The sequence below is a fragment of the Paenibacillus barengoltzii G22 genome (genome assembly GCF_000403375.2).
GTDB lineage: Bacteria > Bacillota > Bacilli > Paenibacillales > Paenibacillaceae > Fontibacillus > Fontibacillus barengoltzii.
This window is the reverse complement of the sequence record NZ_KE159654.1, coordinates 232,120-256,070: the sequence shown is the minus strand read 5'-3', so window position 1 is coordinate 256,070 and position 23,951 is coordinate 232,120. Positions and strand designations below refer to the sequence as shown.

20 protein-coding genes are annotated in these 23,951 nt (G+C 52.0%); 14 read left to right on the top strand and 6 right to left on the bottom strand.

Going from position 1 to position 23,951, the window contains the following annotated elements:
• Positions 1 to 31: 31 nt before the first annotated feature.
• The 3 genes from C812_RS16155 to C812_RS16145 all read left to right on the top strand — a co-directional run bounded on the left by C812_RS16155 (position 32) and on the right by C812_RS16145 (position 4,373).
• On the top strand, positions 32 to 1,336 hold the full coding sequence (locus tag C812_RS16155) for a carbohydrate ABC transporter permease (RefSeq protein ID WP_016313722.1): 1,305 nt from the start codon (positions 32 to 34) through the stop codon (positions 1,334 to 1,336).
• Positions 1,333 to 2,178: a sugar ABC transporter permease gene (locus tag C812_RS16150; RefSeq protein ID WP_016313721.1), complete on the top strand. Its 846-nt coding sequence runs from the start codon at positions 1,333 to 1,335 to the stop codon at positions 2,176 to 2,178. Before C812_RS16155 ends, C812_RS16150 begins: the two co-directional genes overlap by 4 nt.
• 119 nt (positions 2,179 to 2,297) lie before the next feature.
• On the top strand, positions 2,298 to 4,373 hold the full coding sequence (locus tag C812_RS16145; RefSeq protein WP_016313720.1) for a methyl-accepting chemotaxis protein: 2,076 nt from the start codon (positions 2,298 to 2,300) through the stop codon (positions 4,371 to 4,373).
• Between the two features lie 357 nt (positions 4,374 to 4,730).
• Here the strand turns inward: C812_RS16145 and C812_RS16140 are convergent, their stop codons facing one another.
• The gene (locus C812_RS16140; RefSeq protein ID WP_036625658.1) at positions 4,731 to 6,437 is read right to left on the bottom strand and encodes an alpha-amylase family glycosyl hydrolase; all 1,707 of its coding nucleotides are present in this window, start codon (positions 6,435 to 6,437) and stop codon (positions 4,731 to 4,733) included.
• Positions 6,438 to 6,978: 541 nt separating this feature from the next.
• On the opposite strand from C812_RS16140, the gene C812_RS16135 reads away from it, so the two are divergent.
• From C812_RS16135 to C812_RS16125, 3 genes are all read left to right on the top strand, one after another.
• Positions 6,979 to 8,370: an L-cystine transporter gene (locus C812_RS16135; RefSeq protein WP_016313718.1), complete on the top strand. Its 1,392-nt coding sequence runs from the start codon at positions 6,979 to 6,981 to the stop codon at positions 8,368 to 8,370.
• 347 nt (positions 8,371 to 8,717) lie between these two features.
• Positions 8,718 to 9,152: an NfeD family protein gene (locus tag C812_RS16130; protein WP_036625656.1), complete on the top strand. Its 435-nt coding sequence runs from the start codon at positions 8,718 to 8,720 to the stop codon at positions 9,150 to 9,152.
• Complete coding sequence (locus C812_RS16125; protein ID WP_016313716.1) at positions 9,152 to 10,087, top strand: SPFH domain-containing protein; 936 nt, start codon at positions 9,152 to 9,154, stop codon at positions 10,085 to 10,087. The genes C812_RS16130 and C812_RS16125 overlap by 1 nt, the downstream gene beginning before the upstream one ends.
• Positions 10,088 to 10,230: 143 nt before the next feature.
• On the opposite strand, the gene C812_RS16120 is transcribed toward C812_RS16125, so the two are convergent.
• Both C812_RS16120 and C812_RS16115 read right to left on the bottom strand, forming a co-directional pair.
• Positions 10,231 to 10,905: a PspA/IM30 family protein gene (locus C812_RS16120; protein ID WP_016313715.1), complete on the bottom strand. Its 675-nt coding sequence runs from the start codon at positions 10,903 to 10,905 to the stop codon at positions 10,231 to 10,233.
• A 46-nt stretch (positions 10,906 to 10,951) separates the two neighbouring features.
• Positions 10,952 to 11,176: a PspC domain-containing protein gene (locus tag C812_RS16115; protein ID WP_016313714.1), complete on the bottom strand. Its 225-nt coding sequence runs from the start codon at positions 11,174 to 11,176 to the stop codon at positions 10,952 to 10,954.
• A gap of 88 nt (positions 11,177 to 11,264) precedes the next feature.
• Here C812_RS16115 and C812_RS22355 point away from each other — a divergent pair, with 88 nt between their 5' ends.
• Together C812_RS22355 and C812_RS16110 are read left to right on the top strand one after the other, a co-directional pair.
• On the top strand, positions 11,265 to 11,420 hold the full coding sequence (locus C812_RS22355; protein ID WP_157274739.1) for a hypothetical protein: 156 nt from the start codon (positions 11,265 to 11,267) through the stop codon (positions 11,418 to 11,420).
• Between the two features lie 275 nt (positions 11,421 to 11,695).
• Positions 11,696 to 12,262: a flavodoxin family protein gene (locus tag C812_RS16110; RefSeq protein WP_016313713.1), complete on the top strand. Its 567-nt coding sequence runs from the start codon at positions 11,696 to 11,698 to the stop codon at positions 12,260 to 12,262.
• A 465-nt stretch (positions 12,263 to 12,727) separates the two neighbouring features.
• Here C812_RS16110 and C812_RS21605 read toward each other — a convergent pair whose 3' ends face one another.
• A complete protein-coding gene (locus tag C812_RS21605; protein ID WP_016313712.1) occupies positions 12,728 to 13,633 on the bottom strand; it encodes a transposase in 906 nt (301 codons plus the stop codon).
• Positions 13,634 to 13,983: 350 nt separating this feature from the next.
• Here C812_RS21605 and C812_RS16100 point away from each other — a divergent pair, with 350 nt between their 5' ends.
• A complete protein-coding gene (locus tag C812_RS16100; protein ID WP_016313711.1) occupies positions 13,984 to 14,712 on the top strand; it encodes a glycerophosphodiester phosphodiesterase in 729 nt (242 codons plus the stop codon).
• Between the two features lie 13 nt (positions 14,713 to 14,725).
• Positions 14,726 to 15,955: an SLC45 family MFS transporter gene (locus C812_RS16095; protein WP_016313710.1), complete on the top strand. Its 1,230-nt coding sequence runs from the start codon at positions 14,726 to 14,728 to the stop codon at positions 15,953 to 15,955.
• 87 nt (positions 15,956 to 16,042) lie between these two features.
• Here C812_RS16095 and C812_RS16090 read toward each other — a convergent pair whose 3' ends face one another.
• Together C812_RS16090 and C812_RS16085 are read right to left on the bottom strand one after the other, a co-directional pair.
• The gene (locus C812_RS16090) at positions 16,043 to 16,819 is read right to left on the bottom strand and encodes a YcnI family copper-binding membrane protein (protein WP_016313709.1); all 777 of its coding nucleotides are present in this window, start codon (positions 16,817 to 16,819) and stop codon (positions 16,043 to 16,045) included.
• 38 nt (positions 16,820 to 16,857) lie between these two features.
• The gene (locus C812_RS16085) at positions 16,858 to 18,471 is read right to left on the bottom strand and encodes a copper resistance CopC/CopD family protein (RefSeq protein WP_167669326.1); all 1,614 of its coding nucleotides are present in this window, start codon (positions 18,469 to 18,471) and stop codon (positions 16,858 to 16,860) included.
• Positions 18,472 to 18,881: 410 nt separating this feature from the next.
• On the opposite strand from C812_RS16085, the gene C812_RS16080 reads away from it, so the two are divergent.
• The 4 genes from C812_RS16080 to qoxC all read left to right on the top strand — a co-directional run bounded on the left by C812_RS16080 (position 18,882) and on the right by qoxC (position 23,951).
• Positions 18,882 to 19,856, top strand: a complete 975-nt coding sequence (locus C812_RS16080) for a diaminopimelate dehydrogenase (protein ID WP_036625787.1) — start codon at positions 18,882 to 18,884, stop codon at positions 19,854 to 19,856.
• Positions 19,857 to 20,403: 547 nt separating this feature from the next.
• A complete protein-coding gene (gene qoxA, locus C812_RS16075; protein ID WP_036625651.1) occupies positions 20,404 to 21,360 on the top strand; it encodes a cytochrome aa3 quinol oxidase subunit II in 957 nt (318 codons plus the stop codon).
• Positions 21,361 to 21,384: 24 nt separating this feature from the next.
• The gene (gene qoxB, locus C812_RS16070) at positions 21,385 to 23,358 is read left to right on the top strand and encodes a cytochrome aa3 quinol oxidase subunit I (RefSeq protein WP_016313705.1); all 1,974 of its coding nucleotides are present in this window, start codon (positions 21,385 to 21,387) and stop codon (positions 23,356 to 23,358) included.
• Positions 23,355 to 23,951, top strand: a complete 597-nt coding sequence (gene qoxC, locus C812_RS16065) for a cytochrome aa3 quinol oxidase subunit III (RefSeq protein ID WP_009223973.1) — start codon at positions 23,355 to 23,357, stop codon at positions 23,949 to 23,951. The genes qoxB and qoxC overlap by 4 nt, the downstream gene beginning before the upstream one ends.

Genomic DNA, 23,951 nt, shown 5'->3' with positions numbered 1-23,951 from the left:
AATTTCCCAAGGGAGAGGAGTAGGAAGGGAAATGGACCGACACCAACATCGGGATCGGGCGACGCTTTTGTCGATACTGTGCATGGGCCTGGGACAACTCTACAACCGACAATATATCAAAGGGTTGTTGTTCGTCCTTTTTGAAGCATTTAGCGTGATCTATTTGATCCGGAACTTAGGGTTTGCGCTCTGGGGAATCGTTACGCTTGGCGAAACGCCAAGAACCGGAGCCAATATGAACGGCAACTGGGATCACTCGATCTTCATCATGATCCAAAGCTTGATTACGCTGCTGTTTGTGGCGGTTTTTGTCATCGTATATATTATGAACGTTCGCGATGCCCGCAACATTGGGCTGGAACGGGACAAAGGCAAGACGCCCAATAACTTTAAACAAACGATACGTTATGTACTGGATTACAAGTTTGCTGTTGCATTTTTGAGTATTCCCGCCCTCGGGATTTTATTTTTCACCGTAATGCCGATTCTGTTCATGATTCTGCTTGCGTTCACCAACTATTCGGCGCCGAAGCACATTCCGCCGGCCATGCTGGTCGATTGGGTTGGCTTCGAGACCTTTAAAAACCTGGTGGCGCTCAAAACCTGGAGCCATACCTTTTACGGCGTATTGACCTGGACGATTATCTGGGCGATTTTGTCCACGGTAACGACTTATTTTGGCGGTATGCTTGTCGCGTTACTGATTAATCAGAAGGGCATTCGATTCAAAGGGTTATGGAGAACGATCTTAATTCTTCCTTACGCAATTCCGCAGCTGATTTCGCTGCTTGTAATGAGAAATATGTTTAACGGCCAGTTTGGTCCAATCAACCAGTATCTTGGTTATTTCGGACTTGGCGGGTTGCCGTGGTTAACCGACCCGTTCTGGGCGAAAGTGACCGTTATCGTCGTGAATATGTGGGTGGGGATTCCGGTCTCCATGCTGCTGATTCTGGGCGTACTGACGACGATTCCTAAAGATTTGTACGAGGCAGCGGAAGTGGATGGAGCAACCGGGTTCCAGAAATTTAAGATCGTTACGCTGCCGATGATTTTGTTCACGACGGCACCTACGCTGATCACCCAATTTGCCGGCAACATCAACAACTTTAACGCCATCTTCCTACTAACGGGCGGCGATCCGGTGAAGGGCGATTATCAATATGCCGGTGCGACCGACCTCCTGGTGACGTGGCTGTATAAGCTGACGTTGAACCAGAATAAATACAACATGGCCTCTGCGATCGGGATCATCATTTTCATCATTATCGCTTCGTTCTCGATTTACAACTACCGCAGAACCAAGTCGTTTAAAGAGGAGGATATGATCCAATGAGCAGACGGAAAATCCGAAATGCGATTCGTCTGGGCGCCAGCTACATTGTGCTGATCCTGCTGTGTATTGCCGCCGTCTACCCTGTGCTTTGGGTCGTCTTCGGTTCGTTGCGGCCGGGTAAATCGCTTTACAGCAAAACGTTGATTCCGGAGAAGTTTACGTTTGAACATTATCAAGAACTGTTTACATCCCAGACCTATCTGTTTGGCACCTGGTACCTGAATACGCTGAAAATTGCGGTTTGCTCTATGATTCTGGGCGTGCTGCTGACGCTGCTTACGAGCTATGCGCTCTCCCGGTTCCGGTTCCGCGGACGCAAAACGGCGCTTTCCGGTCTGCTCGTGCTGGGGATGTTCCCGGGATTCATGAGTATGATCGCCATCTATCTGCTGCTGCGGGAGATGCAGCTGCTGGATACGCATTTGGCTCTGATCATCGTATATGCGGCGGGGGCCCCGCTGGGCGGCACGTTTATCGCCAAAGGCTTCCTCGATACGATTCCTCGATCGTTGGATGAAGCGGCACGGATCGATGGAGCGAGCAACTTCCTGATCTTCCGGCGCATCATTCTGCCGTTGTCCAAGCCGATGCTGACGTATATGGCGCTAACCCAATTTGTCGGTCCTTGGGTTGACTTCATCTTTGCTCGGCTCGTCCTGCGAACGAAGGAAAACTGGACGCTGGCCGTCGGGATGTGGGATATGGTCAGCAGTAATCAGAACAGTAACTTTACGCTGTTTGCCGCAGGGGCGGTTCTGATCGCACTTCCGATCACGATCTTGTTCATGTTCCTGCAGCGGCTGCTTGTTGACGGCTTAACTTCGGGCGCCAGCAAAGGATAATGCAGCAAGAGATGAGCGACACCTGGGTATAGCCTCAGTTAAGTGGGGTTATACCCTTTTTTTTATAATGGGGGCTTGCTTGAATCCTATATATACATAAATCAAAAGGGGATGCGGAAATGAAGAAGCTTCGCGGTGGGCGGCACTGGAATTCCGTGGGCCTAAAGATGTTTGTCGTCGTATTTGCAGCAGTCGTCGTGTTGTCCGTCGTGTTAGGGTTCAGCTCTTATCGGGCATCTCGGGAGATTATCCGGGAACAGGTGGCTTCCGCCTCCACTCAGGCGGTGGAGCAGGCGGCGGACAAGCTTGACTTCTTGTTCCAGCAATATGAGGCCACGTCGCGGCAATTGGCCGTGGATCAGACGCTGCGGAGCGATCTGGAGACGGTGAACCAACCGGGAGTTGGAACCGTTGTGAAGACGCAAGCTGAGGATCGGATCCGCAAGAAGCTGGATGCCTTGAAGAGTGCGGATGAACGCCTCTTGGGTGTGCGTCTTGTTTCGAAGGGCCTGGAAGACGTGAAATCGTACAAGTCTTCGGGAGTCAGCTCGGTGCGGACGGATGAGGCGGTGGAAAGCCGGGTAAAGAAAGTATTGGATGCGACAGGCGAGCCCGTGTGGTTCCCAGCGTTGCAGAGGGGCTTCTTTAACGCATATACCGAGCCTACGGTCACGATGGCCCGCTTGCTGCGGAATATCAATCACCCAGAGGCGGAGTATATCCTGTTGTTTGAGATTAAGGTGCAGGCACTGGGGGATATTTTAGGCAACCTGCAGATCGGGAAGACCGGGCAGGTGCGGGTGCTTACTGCGGATAACCGGATTGTCCATGCGAATGATCCGGCTCTTCTGGAGACGGAATCCGTTATTAAAGTGGATGCCAAACAGGCGGAATCGGGAGAAAGCTCGTTCCAGGCGGCAGATGAGCAAGGAGTTCAGCAACTGGTCGTGTTCCGACCGTTGAAAACGGTGAACTGGAGGATTATCGGATACGCTCCGGAGAGCGACTTTCTAAGTGCAGCGGACCGGCTGCTCGTCGTCATGTTGGTCGTGCTCCTGGGCGCTGTGGTTGTTGCCGCTCTGATCGGCTATTTCCTGGTGCGCATGGTCGGCCGGCCTTTGGAGAAGTTGTGCCGGTTAATGGAGGAAGGCGAGCGCGGGAATTTGCAAGTGCGTACGCACTTTAAAGGAAATGACGAAATCGGCAGGCTGGGGCACAGCTTTAACCGGATGCTCGAGCAAATTTCCCGGCTCGTGGAACGGACTAATGAATCCGCCGTGGAGCTGCTGGCTACGGCGGAGAATTTAACGAGGGCGTCGCGCGATACGTCGCAGACCGCCGCCGAGATCGCGCAGGCGACTGGAGAGATCGCGGCCGGAGCTGAAAGCTTGGCCGTGGAGGCGGACAAGGGCACCGAGACAGCGGAGCGGATCGGCGATCAAATGAGCCGAGTGGCTCGTCTGAACGCGGCGATGGACGAATCCGCCGGTCGTGTCATCGAGGTCAGCCGCAATGGGGAAGCGCATATGGAGGAGCTGGTGGAGAAGACGGAAGCCGTGTCGCAGATGACAGCGCTGTTGGAGGAGAATTCGGCGAAGCTCAGCCGAAGCACTCAGTCGATCCGCTCGATCCTTGCCCCGATGGTGGAGATGACCAAGCAAACGAACATTTTGTCGTTAAATGCTTCGATTGAAGCGTCCCGTGCCGGGGCAGCCGGCAAAGGGTTTATGGTCATCGCCGGGGAAATTCGTGAGCTGGCAGCCGCTTCAGGGGAATCGATCCAAACTGTATCGGCGATTACCGAGGAAATCCAGGACGCGATCGGCCAAACGGTGGAGGTGCTGACGGGGATCGCGCCGCTGTTTGTGGCCCAAACCGAGGCGGTCAAAGAAGCAGCCGGCATCTTCCAGAATGTCAAAGGGGAGATGGAGAAATTCATAACGGAGATCCGGAGTTCGTCGGCCTCCGTTCAGGAGCTGCTGCAATCGCAAGCGACCCTGCAGGATTTTGTGGACACAGTGAGCTCGGTGGTTGAGCAAACCAGCGCCTCCACCGAAGAGGTGGCCTCCATGTCTCAAGAGCAACACCGAGTCAGCGCGGAGCTGGTACATCTGTCGGCTCGTTTGGAGGATCTGGCAGGACAGCTGCAGCGCTCGCTCAGCGCATTCCAAGGTGAAGGTACGGCAAGTCAATAACACGAGCCAATAACAGTTGGACGTTTGGTTGGCGCGTGGCGCTCGTGCTTCTCATATGGTTGATGTTAGTGATGTTGCTCATGTGGCTGATGGCTGATGTAGCTCATGTTGTTCGTGTCGCTAACAGACTGAAATGACGTTATATCCGCGAATTAGCGGGTATCTCCAAAACTAACGGACTCAGAGGCCGTTATTGGGTGTTTGGCTTGCTTCACATGCTAGTTTTAGCCCGAATAACGTCATTGGAGTCCGTTAGATTGTTAGATTTTGAAATAGATGCAAAATGGGCAAATAACGTCCATATGGTCCGTTACATTAGAAAGCCCTGCAGCTTTGGCTCAGCTGCAGGGCTTTTATCTACTCTAATACCACCGTTGAATACGCAGGCAGCGTCAACGTGTTTCCGCTGAGGCTTGCGCCTTCACTCGTTTGCGCAAGCAGCTTGGTGAAGCTCTTGCCGTCGGCTTGGTTCGGATCCAAGGAGACGGTGAGTTCATGACCCGTCAAGTTGTGAGCGACAAGTACCGCTTGGTCTTTCGTCAAACGAACAAAGGCTGTAATGCCCGGCTGATCCGTTGCATATTCCTGAATCGCGCCGTCCTTTAATGCCGGAATTTCGTTGCGCATCCGAATTAACTGGCGATAATGCGACAGCAGGGAGGTGGGATCGCCGGTTTGCTCGCTTACGCTGAGGCCTTGGATGCCGGCATTGTTCACGGCAGGCTCCCAGGTCGTTTGGCCTTCACTGTCGTCCGGTGTCCAGCGCATAGGCTCACGTATCAGCTCATCGGGCTTCGCCCCAAACATGCCGATTTCCTCGCCGTAATAGATAAACGGATTGCCGGGAAGCGTGAGCAGCAGGCTCGCAGCCATCTTCGCATGCGGCACATCTCCCTCCAGTTGGGTCATAACCCGGTTCTGGTCATGGTTGGTCAAGAACGTCGCGTCAACGAAGCTGCCGCCGGATTTTTCGCTGTACAGCTTATGCGTTCGCTCCAGCGTATAAGGGATATTGGCGTCCTTTTCATTCTTGACGCTGCTGAGGATCGTTTCGGCCAGGCTGAAATTAAACCCGGAATCCAACGCTCTGTCCAAATAGGAGGAGATCAGCGCTGCGGAAGGGTCCCAGATCTCGCCAACGAGGTAGGCGTCCGGCTTGACTTCATTGAGCCCGCTGCGGAATTCCTGCCACCAAGCCACGTTTTTGTTCGTGGTTTCTTGGCTCTTGTCGGTCAGCAAATCCTCGTAGATATGCTTCGCTGCGTCCAGGCGAAACCCATCTACGCCTTGCTCTAGCCAGAATTGGCCGGTCTTGATCATTTCGTTCCGCACTTCCGGATTATCGAGGTTGAGATCCGGCATCCCTTCCCAGAAGATGCCAAGGTAATGGCTGCCGTTCAGGTTATGCCAGGGGTTGCCGCTTCCGGCGGCACTGGTGCCGGACACCTTCCGGCCTTGTTCCTCGGCCCAAACGTACCAATCCCGATACGGGCTGTTTGGATCCGCAGCCGCTTCGGTGAACCATGGATGCTCTTTGCTAGTATGGTTGACCACCAAATCCATAATGACCTTGATCCCGCGCTTATGGGCCTCATTCAAAAACGTGCGGAAGTCGTCCATCGTCCCGTAATCTGGATGAATGTCCCTGTAGTTGGTGACGTCATAACCGTGGTAGCTTGGCGAAGGATTAATCGGCATCAGCCAGATTCCGCCAATCCCCAGGTCGGTGTCCGTATCCGGGTTCCCGTCATTTAAGTAGTCGAGCTTGCTGGTCAGCCCCTTGAAGTCCCCGATGCCGTCGCCATTCGAGTCCGCAAAGGAACGGACGAAAATTTCATAGAACACCGTAGAGGGTTGAGTATCCACTGTATCTGAGGCGGCTGGATTCCCGCCTGCAGGATCATTTGGACTCGAATTGGTTGTGGTTGCATTGGAGTAATCTTGGGGTTCCGAGGCTGCGCCGTTACTGCTGGGTTTATCCGTGCACCCGTTCAGCAGCATCGGCAGCAGGATCAAGAGCAGGACTGGGATCCGGAGCAGGGGAGGCAGGAGCGGACGGAACATGGGGACAGCGCTTCCATTTTGCCGCAGCTTCAAACGCCGAAGAGGACTTGGGGTTTGCATCGATCATCTCCCTTTCGTAAAGTGCCTTTATTTCACTATCATACCTGAGCTGTACTGAAATTAAAACGTTTGCACAAAGGATAAAAAGCTGAATTTTGGGATTTATGAGCAAATTATACGAAATTTCAAGCGAAATCAATAGTTATCTCTTAAATATTTGGATAAACGCCTGAATATACAGATATTAATTAACCAAATCATGAAGTTTCAAGATCAGAGCGAACCAAAACGATCCAATTCATCCCATTTATGAAAGTTATCAGTGTGCAAACGTTGAGATCAACCATGTCGGGGAGGCACTGCAAAGGTTTACGGAGTCAGGCGGGACAAGCATTTTCATTTCGTGACAAGCCATGTCGAAATTAATCCTATCAAAATACTTGTATATGTGTTATCATACGATTTGTAAATCGTATCTGGGCGTTTGCCTATCCGGGTGCGAACACGAATTTATGGACTATATTCAGGGGGAGATCTGGTTATGGATACCTTGCGTATCATTATTAATGTAGCCGTAATGCTTGTGTTGATCGGCGTTCTGATTTGGATGCAGAAGAAGCACATATCCTTTACCAAGCGGGTGTTTACCGGACTGGGGCTCGGGCTTGTATTTGGGGTAATCCTGCAGGCATCCTACGGCGCCGGCTCTGAGGTTATCGCGAAATCAACCGACTGGTTTAACCTGGCGGGGCGTGGTTACGTCGGGCTGCTGCAGATGGTTGTTATTCCGCTGATCATGGTTTCGATTATTTCGGCCATTATGAATTTGAAAGGTAAGCAAAACTTAGGAAAAATGAGCGCCTTGATCATCGCGGTATTGCTGATTACGACAGCGATCGCGGCAAGCGTCAGCATCGTGACCAGCTTGAGCTTCGACCTGAAGGCGATTGAAATCGAGGCGGGGGATCGAGAACAGGCGCGCGGTGCGGCCCTTGAAGATCGCCTGGGCACAGTGGAAGGCAAGACGATTCCGCAGCAAGTGCTCGACTTCATTCCTACTAATCCGTTTGCAGATATGACCGGTGCTCGGAGCACCTCGACTTTGGCAGTCGTTATTTTCTCGGCATTTATCGGGGTAGCGGTACTTGGACTCGATAAGAAAAAGCCCGAACAAGCGGATACATTCCGCAAAATGGTCGAAGCGGTATACGCTGTAGTGATGCGGATCGTGACGTTGGTTCTGCGATTGACGCCTTACGGGATTCTGGCGTTGATCACGAACGTTGCTGCTACGACTAATGCGGAAGAGATTTTGAAGCTGATTAAGTTCGTCGGAGCTTCGTATGTGGCGCTGATCGTGATGTTTATCATTCACTTGATTCTGTTGGCCGCATTTGGCTACAATCCGATTCAGTATGTACGTAAAGTGTTCCCGACGTTGGTATTTGCGTTCACTTCGCGTTCCAGTGCGGCAACGATTCCGCTCAACGTGGAGACGCAAACGAAACGTCTGGGCGTTCCGGAAGGAATCGCCAACCTGTCGGCTTCGTTTGGTGCAACGATCGGGCAAAACGGCTGCGCCGGGATTTACCCAGCCATGCTGGCCGTCATGATCGCGCCGACCGTTGGGATCAACCCGATGAGCTGGGACTTCATCCTGACGCTGATCCTGGTTGTAACAATCAGTTCGTTTGGGGTTGCCGGCGTTGGCGGCGGGGCTACGTTCGCTTCGCTGATCGTCCTGTCGACGATGAACCTGCCGGTTGCTTTGGCAGGCCTCTTGATTTCCGTTGAGCCGTTGATCGATATGGGCCGGACGGCGCTGAACGTCAATGACTCGATCACTGCTGGCGTGATCACCGGTAAGATCCTGGGCGAGAACGACACCGAGACGTTCAAACGCGACGTAGATTTGGATGCTGTAACTGCTTAATCTCCGTTAATGCCGTATGGCACGGATACATGCAAACGAAAACCGCTGGGCGTATGCCCGGCGGTTATTTTTTTGCGAGGAAATGCTTATGTCAGCCGCCCGCTTCTCGTGATTATCCCGTTGCATCAGGGGGCGATTTCCTGTCCAGATGTTCAGATGTTCAGGTGACCCTCTAATCCTCCGTTTTCGATGCTGCCCCATTTCTGAACGAAAGGGATAATCCTGCAAAAGGGCATCAGAACAGGAGGAAAGTCCCGAAAAGATAAGAAAACAAAATATTCCTTGATACTTTTTGGTATGTTTCCCGTATAAATAACTATAATGCTGAAAGGTGGTGCAACAGGGGGATGGAAATGTGGGCGATTTGGCTCATCGTCGCCGGAATCTTATTGGTACTTGAGATGATGACGATGACTTTTTACCTGCTATGGCTCTGCATCGGCGCGTTGGTTGCGGTAGTCGTAGCTTGGGTGGCCCCCGAAGCTTATTTCTGGCAGGTTGCTTTGGGCTGTCTGGTCGCTATCGTCCTGACGGTGTTTACGAAGCCGCTTTCCAGAAAATTTCGCAAGGCAAAAGGGTTTAAGGACATCGGTACCGAACTGGTAGGGAAGCAAGGCGTCGTTGTGGAACCGATTGAACCCGGTCAATACGGCATCGTGAAAGTTGGAGGAGATTCGTGGAGCGCGAAAGCCTCCGTCCCGATCGGCAGAGATGAGAAGGTTCGGGTGCTGGCGCGAAGCAGTACAATTATCGAAGTAGAAAGATGGGAGGAATTGACTTAATGGAATGGGCAATTATTGCGGTCATTGTAGTTGTTGCTGTTGTATTTATCTCACTGACAGTCAAAATTGTACCGCAACAACGGGTAGGTGTCGTCGAACGGCTCGGTAAATTTAACCGCTTGCTGACACCGGGGTTGAACGTCCTGATCCCGATCATCGACCAGGTTCGGACGTATCATGATTTGCGGATTCAACAGACGAATGTACCGCCGCAAACCGTAATCACCAAGGATAACGTACAGGTGCAGATCGATACGATTATTTTCTATCAGGTGGTCAGTCCGGAACAAGCAACGTACGGCATCTCCGATTTTGTGTACGGGGTACGGAACATTACAACAGCTACGCTGCGTCAAATCATCGGTAAAATGGAGCTGGACGAAACGTTATCCGGTCGGGAGAAGATTTCGACCGATATCCGGACGGCGCTCGATGAAGCGACCGAGAAATGGGGCGTGCGGATCGAACGGGTTGAAGTGCTGGACATCCGGCCGCCGGTGGATATCCAAGAAGCGATGGATAAGCAAATGAAGGCCGAACGGAACAAACGGGCGATCGTGCTTGAGGCCGAAGCTGCCAAGCAGGATATGATCTTGCGTGCGGAAGGTGACAAGCAAAGTAAGATCCTGAAGGCGGAGGGTGACAAGGAAGCTCGGATTCGCGAAGCCGAAGGCTTCCGTCAAGCCCAGGAGCTGGAGGCGCTGGGTCAAGCGAAAGCGATCGAAGCGATTGCCGCCGCCGAAAAAGCGCGGATCGAGATGCTGCGCGATGCGGCTTTAACCGAATCCGTCTTGGCGTACCAATCCTTCGAAGCGTTGAAGGAAGTGGCCAAGGGACCGGCCAACAAGGTGTTTCTCCCGTCGAATGCGATCGAAACGCTGGGAAGTCTCGGCGCGATTGGCGAAGTGTTCAAAGCCGGCAAGGACGGCAAATAAGAAGCTCTCTTGCTCGGTATTGTCCCGGGGTGAAGACGGTTCATCCGCAGATATGCTACCTTGCCGCCGATCCCGGCTCGATGCCGGCCTAAATGAAAGAACCGCCCGATCTTGTTCGGGCGGTTCTTCTATATATGAACGGCTCAGGAATGCCGGTTCGACAATTGCTCCTTCAGACGTTCCAGCTCTTCGTTGACGGCGGCGGACTGGGTAGTGCCTGCATCCGCGACGCCGGCCGTTCTCCCGTAGCTGGAGGAGACTTCTTGCTGAGCCTCCCAGCTCAGAATTTTCTCTTCCATGCGCTCGAAGCCCCGCGCGGCTGCGCCGCTTTCGATTCCGCGGCTGAAGTTCGGTCGTTCGGTCTCGGCTTTGATTTGGACCTTGCGGGCACGGGCTGCCAGCTCATTCCGTTTCTCCTTCAAGCGGGCGAACTCCGCTTTCCCTTCTGCAATGCGAATTTCCAGCTCAGCGACGCGGTCTCGGGCTTCCTGCGCCTCCTTCGCGTACAGCTGCGCTTGCTCTTCGTAGCGGATTTTCTCCGCAGCGGCATGGCGCGCCGTCACTTCATCGCCTTGCTCCAGGGCGGTCAAAGCCCGAATTTCACTTTGCTTGGCCAGATGGGCGATATCCGCGCTTTTTCTCTCCTGAACAGTCGCAGTCATTTGCTGCTCCTTCAACAATTTCTCCGCGGCGGCGATGTCGTCCTCCAGGTTGCGTAAGTATTGGCCGGTCATCAGGACCGGATCTTCCAGTTTGTTTAACACTTCATGAATGGATGCTTTAGCTAGATTGGCGATACGATCAAATACGCTACTCATTGAAATCTCTCCTTTAGAGTTAATAAAGTTTGGGAACCTTCACTGATCAAAACGGAGCAAACGGGTCATCGTAGCTGTAGTTGCCGATCGGTTCCTTCGGAACGATCAGGCTCGCAATTAAGTACAGGGCAACGATGGTGCCAAAGCTGCAGAATAGCGCTACGATAGCGATCAGCCGCACAACCGTGGAGTCCATCCCAAACCATTGGGCGATCCCGCCGCACAGGCCGGTCAGTTGCTTATCCGTTGCCGAACGATACAGTTTTCTCATGGTCAACCACTCGCTTTCATTTATTTTTAAGTCAATAAGGATCATTGAGTCTAAGTTTCTAGTGCCTCGATTGGGTTATCCGTTGTTCATGTTTTCATTCTACCGGGAATCGCGGCAGCGCATAACGGGCTGGGGACGGTTTGTGAACTGGACCTTGGTCGGGTCGCTCCCTCGTCTGGAAGACGGGGCAGGGGCTTGGATGCGGGAGGGCTACTGGAATTTGGAGGCCGAGCTTATCCGGTAAACCTCAGCGGGAACGAGGTTTGGCGAATCAATCACGATCATTCCGCTTCTAGCTCTGGATCAGGTCTAATCGCAGCCTCAACTGGAAATTTGGCGGGTCCCGGTGTCGTTCTACCAACATATTACTAGACAACCCTTTGCACATTTCCCGAAAAAACGCCATAAACTTATGGAGATTGCATATATTTCAGATGCCTGTCGCATAACAATAAATAGGCGTAAAGCAGGCGCAACTTCGGGAAGTTTCGCTTGAGAATTCGGAGGGGAGTGCAGGGAATGCGCATTGCTGTCATTCAGGGGAGTGCAAGGAATGGAGGGAACACGGAGGAACTCACGCGGCTGGTTTTAGAGGGGTTACCCTATACGAATATCGTTCTGCGGGAGAAAGAGATCAAACCGATCCACGATCAACGGCACGATGAGGGCGGCTTCGATCCGGTGGATGACGATTACGACGATCTGATCTTGCAGGTGCTGGAGCACGATATTTTGATCTTTGCCACACCGGTATACTGGTACGGAGCATCCGGCTTAATGAAGAACTTTATCGATCGCTGGTCGCAAAGCTTGCGTGATGTCCGCTTCAACTTTAAGGAGCGAATGGCGTCCAAAACAGCCTATGCCGTCGTAGTCGGCGGTGATAATCCACGGATCAAAGCGCTGCCGCTCATTCAACAGCTACAGTACACGTTTGATTTCGTAGGGTTACCGTTTGCTGGTTATGTGATCGGGAAGGCCAGCAGGCCGGGGGAGATCTTCAGAGACACTCGAGCGATCCGAGATGCCGCAGCACTCAATGCCGAGTTGCGGAAGGCCGAGCCGTTGGCGGTAAATCGTTCCTGACCTTTACTTTATTCATAAACACAGATGGAAGACCGACGTGCGGTTGCGTTTGCAGCGGCACGTTTTTCCCGTGTGCGCCTTTTGTAAAACTCAGGCGGGGCATACCTATACTGTCGCCCTCCCTTTCAAGATTATCCCTTTGAGTCAGGCGGTAGAGTAAGGGAAATCGTTGTTTCGAAAAAGTGCTCTGTCTGAGGTGATCAGCCTGGTTGGAATCAGTCGAGAATTAAGTTCTTTTTGAATCGAAAAAAACTTAAGATAGCCCTAGGAATACGAACTAGGAGTATGACTAATATAGCAGATTGAAGCTGATATGACCCTAGCCTAGTGAAGAGTCAAGAAGACAAGGTACAGAAGTTAAAGAGAGTAATAGACCGCACAGAATTGAAAGTGAAATTTAAATTGAAGAGGATAAGAAGTTCAAGTACAGATTATAAAGACATATTATCCCCTGATCGCTTCTATTTACGCCGCTGTTGCAAGGAATGTCTTCTGATGACGCTTGATTAACTGGCCGTAAGGGATCGCTGGAATAGACAAGCACATCTGCAGCAAGTTCTGACACATTTCTTCCTCGGAAAAGGACATGCGAAGATGACGGCGGACGGTGTACTCATTCAAATACGCTTGCAGATGGGTTAGCCCCAGGGCAATATAGGTGCGCTTCAGCGAAGTCCACGCCGCTCTGACTTCTTTGCGCAAAGGCAAATACAGTCGAAATGCCAAAGGAAATGACTGGACGGTAGAGGTAGGGACATCGACATGCTTATGGATGAACGCGGCGACATCGTGCTTGTTCGCTCGTTGTCCGTCTCCTCTTGTGTGCGATATCAATTGAATCTTCACTCGCTCCGGCTCGCCAAACTCCGTAACCGTGCACCCGGCGACAACCGGGGTGGCATAAGGCTGAGCCGTCGGATGATAATGCGACAAATCATACGCATATTGATCACAGTTGACCTTCACGTCTCCAGAGAGCAGTTCCCGGGCATCACATTCGCCGAGGGTATGACGGATTTTGTGCAGCATGAGCCAGGCGGTCTTGTAGGTCACTTCAATGACCTGACTCAACCGCAATGCTGAGATGCCGTCAGGGAGCAGAAACAGCTCCATCGCCTGAAACCACTTTACCAAAGGCAGATGTGTTCTTTCAAAAATTGTACCAACCAAAGGCGACGCCTGATAGCCGCATCGTCTGCACTCAAATAAAGGAAGGCGGCGAGAGGACAGGCAGGTACATTCCGTATAAGCACAACGCGGGCAGACGAAGCCATGTGGCCACTTCATCGCGATGATGGCCTCTATGCAATCTGCCTCACTTTGAAAACGACTGCTGATACATTGATATTCCGCATTCATTCCTAATTTCATATCCGATCCCTCCAATCCAATCCTCTAAGCTTAATAAATACGTACGTATGTTCTCTTTTCTAAATTATACCAAACACATGTTCTGTTATCAAGAAAAAAATTCCATATCGTCCATCAAATCTTGCAAAAAAAGTAGATGATTCACGGAAGCCTCTATTCGATCCTGCTCATGGTGCCTCATTCCGGAACAAAAGGGATAAAGGTGAAAAAGTGTGGCCAAAACATTATCTTCTCCCAATTCTGACCCAAAGGGATAATGGTGCTATTTTTATACAGGCCTAACAATGCAGGATTATAGTAGGGGGATGTTTAATATTAATTTTAAATAAATGCCTGGGAGGATGATCCTTTTGAGCGATTTAATTAATTTTGCGCATCGGGGGGCTGCGGGGTATTACCCGGAGAACACGATGCTGGCTTTTGCCAAAGCTCTGGAGCTTGGGGCGACCGGTATTGAAACGGACGTGCAGATGACGCGCGACGGAGAACTGGTTCTCATCCATGACGAGACGCTGCAACGGACGGCGGGAACGCCGGAGTGGGTCAAGGATTTGACTTTGACCGAAATTAAGCAACGGGAGGCGGGATCCTGGTTCCGCGAGGAGTTTGCGGGTGAGCGCATTCCAACGCTGGAGGAGTTGCTGGACCTTGTTCGGAACACGGATACCATCGTCAACCTCGAACTGAAAACTGGCGTCGTATTATACCCGGGCATCGAGCAAAAGGTACTGGATACTGTGCGCCGCTTTGGCTTAAGCGAACGGATCATCATTTCCAGCTTTAATCACTATTCTCTCGTTGAATGCAAAAAGCTGGCTCCGGACATCCGTACCGGCATTTTGTACATGGAAGGCCTGTATGAACCGTGGGATTATGCGAAGCGGGTGGGCGCGGACGCGCTCCACGCTTATCAATACGCGCTGACGCCGGAGCTGGTGGCGGAGGCCAAGGCGAACGGAGTCGTTTATCATCCGTTTACGGTAAACGATACAAAGCTGATGCAGGCGCTGATCGCAGCGGGTGTGGCCGGTATCATTACCGATTACCCGGATCGCTTGGCTGAACTGCTGGTGAAATAAGGAGCGTGTACGGATGAGAAAAACATGGCTGCTGGGTCTCGGGTTTTTTAGCATTAGCTTGACCTGGGCGCTGTACAATGCGTTTGTTCCGCTGTTTTTGGACGACTATTTGAAGAGCGCCGCAATGATCGGGTTTATGATGACGATCGATAATTATTTCGCCATTGTATTGCAGCCATGGATTGGACACCGCAGTGATAAGACGAATACCCGATACGGACGGCGGATGCCTTATCTGCTGATTGGCATGCCGTTAGGGGCAGTGTTTGCGGCTTTGATCCCTTGGCATACCGGGTTCGTCACACTGGTATTGTTTATGGTGTTAATGAATTTATCGATGAGCTTGTTCCGCGCGCCGACGGTGGCACTTATGCCGGACATTACGCCAGAGCCGCAGCGGACCAAAGCAAACGGCATTATCAACTTCATGGGCGGCATTGGCTCGGTGCTGGCTTTTGGCATCGGCTCTCAGCTTTATGGGATCGGCTCGTATATGCCGTTTCTTTTTGCCGGAGTTGTGATGCTCATTTGTTTGTTGGTTCTGAAGACGGTGATCCGTGAACCTGCCGCAGCGCTTGTGGCGGGGGTCGCCGGGGATGATGAAGCCGACAGGAAGCCGAAACCGCAGATTCGCATCAAGGACCAGCTGGACAAGACGACGGTACTGATTTTAGGGGCCATCTTCTTCTGGTTCGTGGCTTATCAAGGCGTTGAGGCATTGTTCACGTTGTACGGCACTAAGCAGATTGGGATGAGCGATGCGGAAGCTTCTTTTTCGTTGACGTTCTTCTCGCTTGCGTTTCTGCTATTTGCGTTGCCAAGCGGCTGGCTGGGAGCTCGTTATGGGAAAAAAGCGATCATTTCCACCGGTGTCGCCGGATTGTTGGTTGTTTTTGGTGTGATGGTTTTCGTTGACTCTGTTCTGTGGCTGCGCCTGCTGCTTATTGTCGGGGGGATCTTCTGGGCGTGTATTAATATCAACTCTTACCCATGGATTGTTGCCACCGGGCGGGAGGAGAGCATCGGGACACGTACAGGGATTTATTACTTTGTATCGTCCCTGGCCGCAATTACATCGCCTCCGCTTCTTGGCTGGGTGATCGATGCGTTTGGTTATCCGGCGCTGTTCATCAGCGCGTCCGTTGGGATGTTGCTGGCGTTATGCTGCCTGTTCGGTATCCCCCGGGAACAACAGCGCTCCGGGAAGGAGCCGTTCGATCAGGCACCCATCGGTATGAAATAAATGGATATATCCGTTATGAAAAAAAACAGCGGGTCTTCCAGCGCGATGAAGCGTGGGGGAGACTCGCTGTTTTTTTATGCGATCAGCCTACTTGCGTCTGGAGCGTAACGCCAGCCCTAAAGCAACCAACGATACGAGCAGCGCGCAGGCCGAAAGTACAAGAGCCGTCGTGCCAACTGGGGAACCACTGCTACTCTCATTGGACGGGGATGCGGATGAGACCTCGCTGTCTGAACCGCTCATCTCCGTATTGTCGGCTGCGGCACTTTCATTGGGGCTGCCGTGATCATGTCCGGCGTCCTCCGTGGTACCTGCCCCGGCATCCGTTCCACCGTGGGAACCGGCACGATCCGCATCGCCTTCCGCGGCGCTCACCACCGTTAATGAATGGGGGCGATCGGAATCTTCCGCGCCGGTCCATTCTACAACGCTGCCGTCGCTGTAATATTGGAAGGCGTCCCAGGCCAGTTCCGCGGGCTCGCCAGGGTTTTGCGCGACGAATTCAAATTGCTGGAACTCGCCGGGGCCGATGCCAGCGCCTTCAGCCGTCCAGGTGACCGCCGTGACGGTTCCATCTTCCGCGGTTGTCAGCTCTACGTTCCAATCCGGTACGGGGCGGTACTGTTTGAAGGCGACTCCTTCCGGGATCTTGAGGGCGATTTTCACCGTATTGATGTCTTTCTCCACAGGTACTTTGATGGTATAGGTTTCCCAGGCTCCCGTTGGGGATTGGCTGGGCTTAACCGTTACATGTGCACTGGCCGTGCTGGTGAACAAGACAAGAATCAAGATCCATGCAAAAGCAGAAGCGATTGCTGCGTAATGCCAAAACGGCTTTTTAAAATTACGTATTGGATTGAACATAACTAAAACCTCCTTTGATCATCGTTAAGATTATTCCTCTACGGATTCCCTACTGTCAGCTCTGTATCGTAATCGTAACTGTCAAGTGAACTTGTCAGAATATGGACGTGAACGTTCCAGCGGCCGCCCATCGTAATCAAGTCACTCACCTCGGGAGGGGAGCCGCCGGGGAAGAGGATTTCGATCGTGCCCATGTCCATTTCCTTTGACGCTAGCTCCAGCGTCACTTGGTCCACATCGCTGCGGGGCTGACCATCCGGACCGAGCACATTCACCTGAAAGGTGTTGGTGCCAGCAACGTTTGGACTTATGCGGATCGTGACCTTCGTTCCATCATCCAACTGATGGATCAGAGCAGCGGGGCCGGGGGACGCAGCGGCTGTGGGCAAGTTCGCCAGGACACCAGCCAATAGAAGCACAGCTAGTCCTGCTCCCAATTCCGTCCATATGCCGGCGGCGTTCAGCGGCTTCCTTGCCTGTCTTCCACGCAGGAAGGACCAACCTCCAAGCAGCAGGCAGATCAGGGTCAGGGCAATTTTGGCCAACAGTACAAGACCATATGTCGTATGCGTTAGCGAGTAAAGCGTTGGTACGTGCAACAAACTCCCATACACGCCAGAGAGTACCAGGATAGCCACCATAATGAAGGCGAGTATGGAAAAACGCCGGACCGTCTGCCAAGAGAGAGGGAGGTGTGACGGTGCAGATTTCAGGGCCTCTTCACCAGCGACAGTCTTGGCTGCTGCCGGAAGCAAAAACGCTATCGCGCCAACACCGCCCAGCCAGATCAACGATGCGGTCAAATGCAGAAAGTCTGCCGCTATGGCTGGTCCCCGCAGGTCTACCGTGGCGGCATGTCCGATAAATGCCTTGGAGAGCAGCAGCCCTAAGCCAAGCAGCATAGCCCCAAGCAAAGGAAGCTGAGACGGTCGGTTGCTTCTGCTGGCGCGCAGCAGGTACAGCGTCCATAAGAGCAAACCTCCCAGCAATAGGAGCTGAACCTTCCAAATCTCCCCGAAGGTGGTATACACGAGCGTTTGCCGCCAAAGTGCCGGATCCAACGCTTCCTTCCATCCCCCGCCTGCATCGTCAGCGGTTTGCTGCGGCAAACTAAGCAGAATGCCGGCGGAGGAGGCGATGAGTCCGCTTAGCCATAGGACACGGCTGCGCCGCTTCAACCGTTCGGACCCCCAGGCGTTGTCCATGCGGGGGAGAAGCCAAGCATGAAAGACAACAGCCCCAAGATAGGCTGTCATTCCGCCATAAAATAGCCAGCGGACTAATAGCAGACTCCATCCTGGAAACGAGCTGCCGCCATCCGTCGTTGAATGGATCGGGAGCCCGCTCTCACCGCCTGGATCACCATGACCGATCTGAAACGGAATTGTGCCCGAGATGGCATGACCGTCGCCGGAAACCACATTCCACTTTGCCGTATACAGCCCCTCCGGCAAATCCGACTGCAGGGAGACGGTCAGCCGAGAAGGCTTCTGGGGATCGATTGCCGCTTCGCCATCGGTTACGTCGTCTCCATTGGGGCCAATGACTTCGAGTTTATGGAAGCCTGCCTCAATCGGTTCATTAAAATCGATGACGATCATCTCTGGGGACGTGTCTAATGTCTCGTTTGCTGCTGGATTGGAAGAAACCACATATGCGTGGGCAAAAACAGAAGCTGGTGTTAGAACAAGAACGATAATACATGCGATAACCGCGAAACCTGTCCATTTACGAAGAAACCTGTTCAATCGAATTCATCCTCAATTCAGATAGTCTATGAGCTTCCTCACAATGATTACCATTTTACATGGATTAATTCCGCCTGAGTATGACTAGAATGGGCTATATCGTGCCTCAATTTCTATCTAATTGTGTCTAATCTGTGAAGCCTGGCAATCCAGGGTTTGCATCAAACGTCAAATAATTTGCACAAATATGCAGAATGTTTAAACAAAAACGCTAACCTTGCATGTAAACTATTCAAAAAATGAGGAGCGTCCATTACAATGGGGGTTAGTCTATGGGTTATGACGAGTTTAACCATCATGAAGGGGGATATTCAGTGGCAACAATTAATGTCGGTATCGTAGGTTACGGAAATTTGGGACGGGGCGTGGAAATGGCGCTGAAGCAGAATCCTGACTTTGAATTGAAAGCGATTTTTTCGCGCAGACAACCAGACGAGGTGGCTGCCGCCAGCGGTGTGGTTCATATCTCCGAAATTGAAAAATATAAAGGTGAAATCGACGTAATGATTCTGTGCGGCGGGTCGGCTACAGATCTGCCGGAGCAAGGGCCGCAATTGGCGTCGATGTTTAATACGGTCGATAGCTTTGATACGCATGCGAGAATTCCGGAATACTTTGCAAAAGTGAACGAAGTAGCGCAGAAAGCAGGAACGGTCAGCGTGATTTCGACGGGCTGGGATCCAGGTTTGTTTTCGTTGAACCGTTTGCTGGCGGAAGCTGTACTCCCGGAAGGGAAGGACTATACGTTCTGGGGCAAAGGGGTCAGCCAAGGCCATTCCGATGCGATTCGCCGTGTACCTGGCGTGAAGGACGGCAAACAGTACACCATTCCGGTAGAGGCAGCCGTAGAACGCGTACGCAACGGAGAAAACCCGGTGCTGACCACTCGTGAAAAACACCTGCGCGAATGCTTCGTCGTTGCGGAGGAAGGAGCGGATCTGGCGAAGATTGAGCAAGAGATCAAGTCGATGCCAAACTACTTCGCGGACTACGACACGATTGTTCACTTCATTAGTGAGGAAGAATTGAAGGCGAATCATTCCGCAATGCCGCACGGCGGTATGGTATTGCGCAGCGGCCGGACCGGTGCAAACAGCACGCAGCTGATCGAGTTCAGCCTGAAGCTGGACAGCAATCCGGAATTTACGGCTAGCGTGCTGGTCGCTTACGCTCGCGCAGCGTACAAGCTGTCGCAAGCTGGTGAGTCCGGGGCGAAAACGGTCTTTGATATTCCGTTCGGCCTGTTGTCGCCGAAATCGCCGGAGCAACTGCGTAAAGAGTTGTTGTAGGCCGAAGATTCTGTTCAGAATTAACTTACAGCGGACATGCTTCATTTGATCGTCTATCTGTACGAAAAATAGCATAAACATGAGGTAAGAGGTTGTCCTGAAGACAAGGGAAGTTTTGCTTTGGGGCAGCCTCTTTTGTTTATGTTCAATCAAAATGTCACGAAAATGTCGCACATTCTTCTCGTATCCAGGAGAGAGGCGAGGGTGCGAGATTGATTGGAATACGAAATATTGTGAACAAAATCACAAAATGGAGATTTTCTATGACAATTCTGCGAACTCTGATAGGCTACAGCCGCATTGTGAACAATTATCAAAATCGCCGATTTTGCCGGAAAACGGCCGAAAATCGCCTTAAATCAACTTTTCATGTGATGTAAAGGATAAAAGTCACACTATTGAATGTAATTTATTTACAGAAATAACATTCTATATGAATTGTTATTCGATCCCCCCTTTCCTAACATAAAAGTAGCTGATCGAACGAAGCCATGCCCTTAGCTTTAGGGGATGGTGTTCACAATGAAGAAAGGGGTATCGGTATCCTATGAAAAGGAAAGGGTTGCTGTTAGCTTTATTTTCAGCCCTTCTTGTCCTCCTGACCGGGTGTAATCAGTTGACGGTGTTAGACCCGAAAGGTCCGGTGGCCAAGACCCAATCGCAAGTCATCATTTTTTCGATTTTAACGATGGCCTTTATTTTGCTGGTCGTTTACACGCTGTACATCTATATGTTAACGAAATATCGGGCTTCCAAAGCAGCGCCGGACTACGAACCGCCGCATGTGGAAGGCAGCAAATGGCTGGAAATCACTTGGATTACGATTCCGATCATTATCGTCGCGGTGCTGTCGGTTGTGACTGTGCGCAGTACGTCAGCCGTCGAAAAAGTGCCAGAAGGCTATGAGGATCAAAAGCCGCTCGTGATTTACGCCGCCTCCTCCAACTGGAAATGGCATTTTAGCTATCCGGAGGAAGGAATCGAGACGGTTAACTATGTGAACATTCCAACGAACCGTCCAGTAGAGTTCCGGCTGTATTCGTACGGTCCGATTACGAGCTTCTGGATTCCGCAACTGGCGGGACAGAAATACGCGATGAGCGACATGGTCAATACGCTGAACATCGTTGCTGAACATGAGGGCTCGTATATGGGTAAGAACTCGAACTTCTCCGGTGAGGGCTTCGCACACATGGAATTTGAAGCGCTGGCTATGGCGCCGTCGGAATATGACAAATGGGTCAAAGAAGTGAAGGACACCGCTCCTGAGCTGACCGAGTCGGAGTTCAATAAATTGCTGGAAACCGCACATGTCGGTCGTCAAACGTACAGCTCCACTCATCTGGACTTCCGTCCTGCGCCGGAAGGCGAGAACGCGGGCCATCATCATGGCGGCGAGAACGGAACCGAGGAAATGGATCATTCGACGATGGATCATTCGACAATGGACCACTCCAACATGGACATGACGGAAGAATCTAGCGAACACGAAGCTCATAACTAATCAACGGGAAGGGAGTACCTGAACATGAAATGGGACGAATTTTTCGTCACGGGTGAGCCGATGATTTATGGCGCGATGGTCAGTATTGTGGTTGTATCGCTGGCGATCGTCATCGGATTAACCTATTTTAAAAAATGGGGCTGGCTGTGGCGCGAATGGTTAACGACCGTCGACCACAAGCGGATCGGCATCATGTATATCATCTCCGCTTTGCTGATGCTCTTCCGCGGCGGCGTGGATGCGTTGCTCATGCGGGCGCAGCTGGCGATGCCGGAAAACGGGCTGCTGGATGCGCAGCACTATAACGAAATTTTTACAACACACGGGGTCATTATGATCCTGTTTATGGCGATGCCGTTTATCGTTGGTTTGATGAACGTGGTCATTCCGCTGCAAATCGGCGCGCGCGACGTCGCGTTCCCGCGGCTGAATGCCGTCAGCTTCTGGCTGTTCTTCGCCGGAGCGATGCTGTTTAACATCTCCTTCGTCATCGGGGGCTCCCCGGATGCCGGATGGACCGCTTACTTCCCGCTGGCGAGCGTTGAGTTCAGCCCAACGGTAGGTAATAACTACTACTCGATCGCGATTCAAATCGCGGGGATCGGTACGCTGATGACTGCCGTCAACTTCCTGGTGACGATTCTGAAAATGCGTGCACCAGGCATGACGCTGATGAAAATGCCGATGTTTACCTGGTCGGTACTGATCACCAATATCATCATCTTGTTTGCGTTCCCAGTATTAACCGTAGCGCTGGCACTGATGATGTTCGATCGCCTGTTTGGTACGCAGTTCTTTACAATGGCCAACGGCGGGATGGATATGCTCTGGGCCAACCTGTTCTGGGTATGGGGCCATCCGGAGGTTTATATCGTTATTTTGCCGGCCTTCGGGATTTACAGTGAAGTCATTTCGACGTTCTCACGCAAAAACTTGTACGGCTATAAATCCATGGTATGGAGTATGATCGTCATTTCGCTGCTGTCGTTTGTTGTATGGGCGCACCACTTCTATACGATGGGTCACGGCGTCATGGTTAACGGGATTTTCTCGATTACAACGATGGCGATTGCAGTTCCAACCGGGGTTAAAATTTTCAACTGGCTGTTTACGCTGCAAAAAGGGCGCATCGAATTTACAACGCCGATGCTGTATTCCCTCGCCTTTATCCCGATCTTTACGATCGGTGGGGTTACCGGGGTCATGCTGGCGATGGCGAGCGCCGACTATCAATACCACAACACGATGTTCCTGGTGGCGCATTTCCACTACGTGCTGATTCCAGGTACCGTATTTGCGGTTATTGCAGGGTTCTATTACTGGTTCCCGAAATTGTTTGGGTTCCGGCTCAACGATCGTCAAGGCAAACTGGCCTTCTGGATTATTGCCATTAGCTTTAACGTAACCTTTATGCCGTTGTTCTTCCTTGGTCTGAAAGGGATGACCCGGCGGATGTACACCTATTCGGAAAGCACCGGCTTTGGTCCGCTGAACTTGATCGCTTCGATCGGTGCGGTGGGACTCGCCATCGGGTTTATCGTGCTGGTGTACAACATTTACTGGAGCTTCCGCTACGCGGAACGGGACAAAACGGGCGATCCTTGGAACGCACGTACGCTGGAATGGAGCACGCATTCTCCGGTTCCAGAATACAACTTTGCCGTTGTGCCTAAGGTCGACTCGCTGGATCCGTTCTGGGTATTGAAGAAAACCGGCAAACCGTTGTACTCGGACAAATACGAAGAGATTCATATGCCGAACAACAGCGGCCAACCGTTTATCCTGGGTGTGATTTTCTTCTTCTTCGGATTCTTTATGGTCTTTAGCTGGTGGGTACCGGCGATCATCGCCGGCCTGGGAATTCTCGTCATGCTGGCAGTACGTTCCTTCGAACGCGACCACGGTCGACATATTCCGGTCAGCGAAATTATCAAAACCGAGAAGGCTTTGGCCAGTCGGTTGGACTCGGATGCAGGATTGCGGGGTGAACACGCATGAAGGTAGATCATACTTTACCGCTCGAATATCAAACGGAAGAGAACAGTAACCGGGTACTTGGGTTCTGGCTGTTCCTGGGCGCGGAAATCGTGCTCTTCGCCACGCTGTTCTCGGTGTATCTAACGCTGTGGAACCGGACTGGCAGCGGCCCGAACGGAGCAGAAATCTTCGAAATCGGACCGGTGTTGGGCGAAACGTTCTTGCTGTTGACCAGCAGCTTTACCTGCGGCTTGGCGGTACACAGCATGCGTCTTGGACTTAGAAAACCGTTTATGGCGTTCTTCGCCATCACGCTGCTGCTGGGCCTCGGGTTCCTGGGCATCGAGATTACCGAGTTTGTGACCTACGTGCATGAAGGCGCAACGATGCAAACGAGCGCGTTCCTGTCGAGCTTGTTCGTCTTGCTGGGGACGCACGGCGCCCACGTGACGCTGGGTCTGCTGTGGGGCAGCGGGTTGATGATTCAGGTGAAACGCGAAGGATTTACTCATGATACGGCGAATAAATCGTTTATTTTCTCGCTGTACTGGCACTTCCTGGACGTGGTCTGGATCTTCATCTTCAGCTTTGTATACTTGAAAGGACTGATGTGA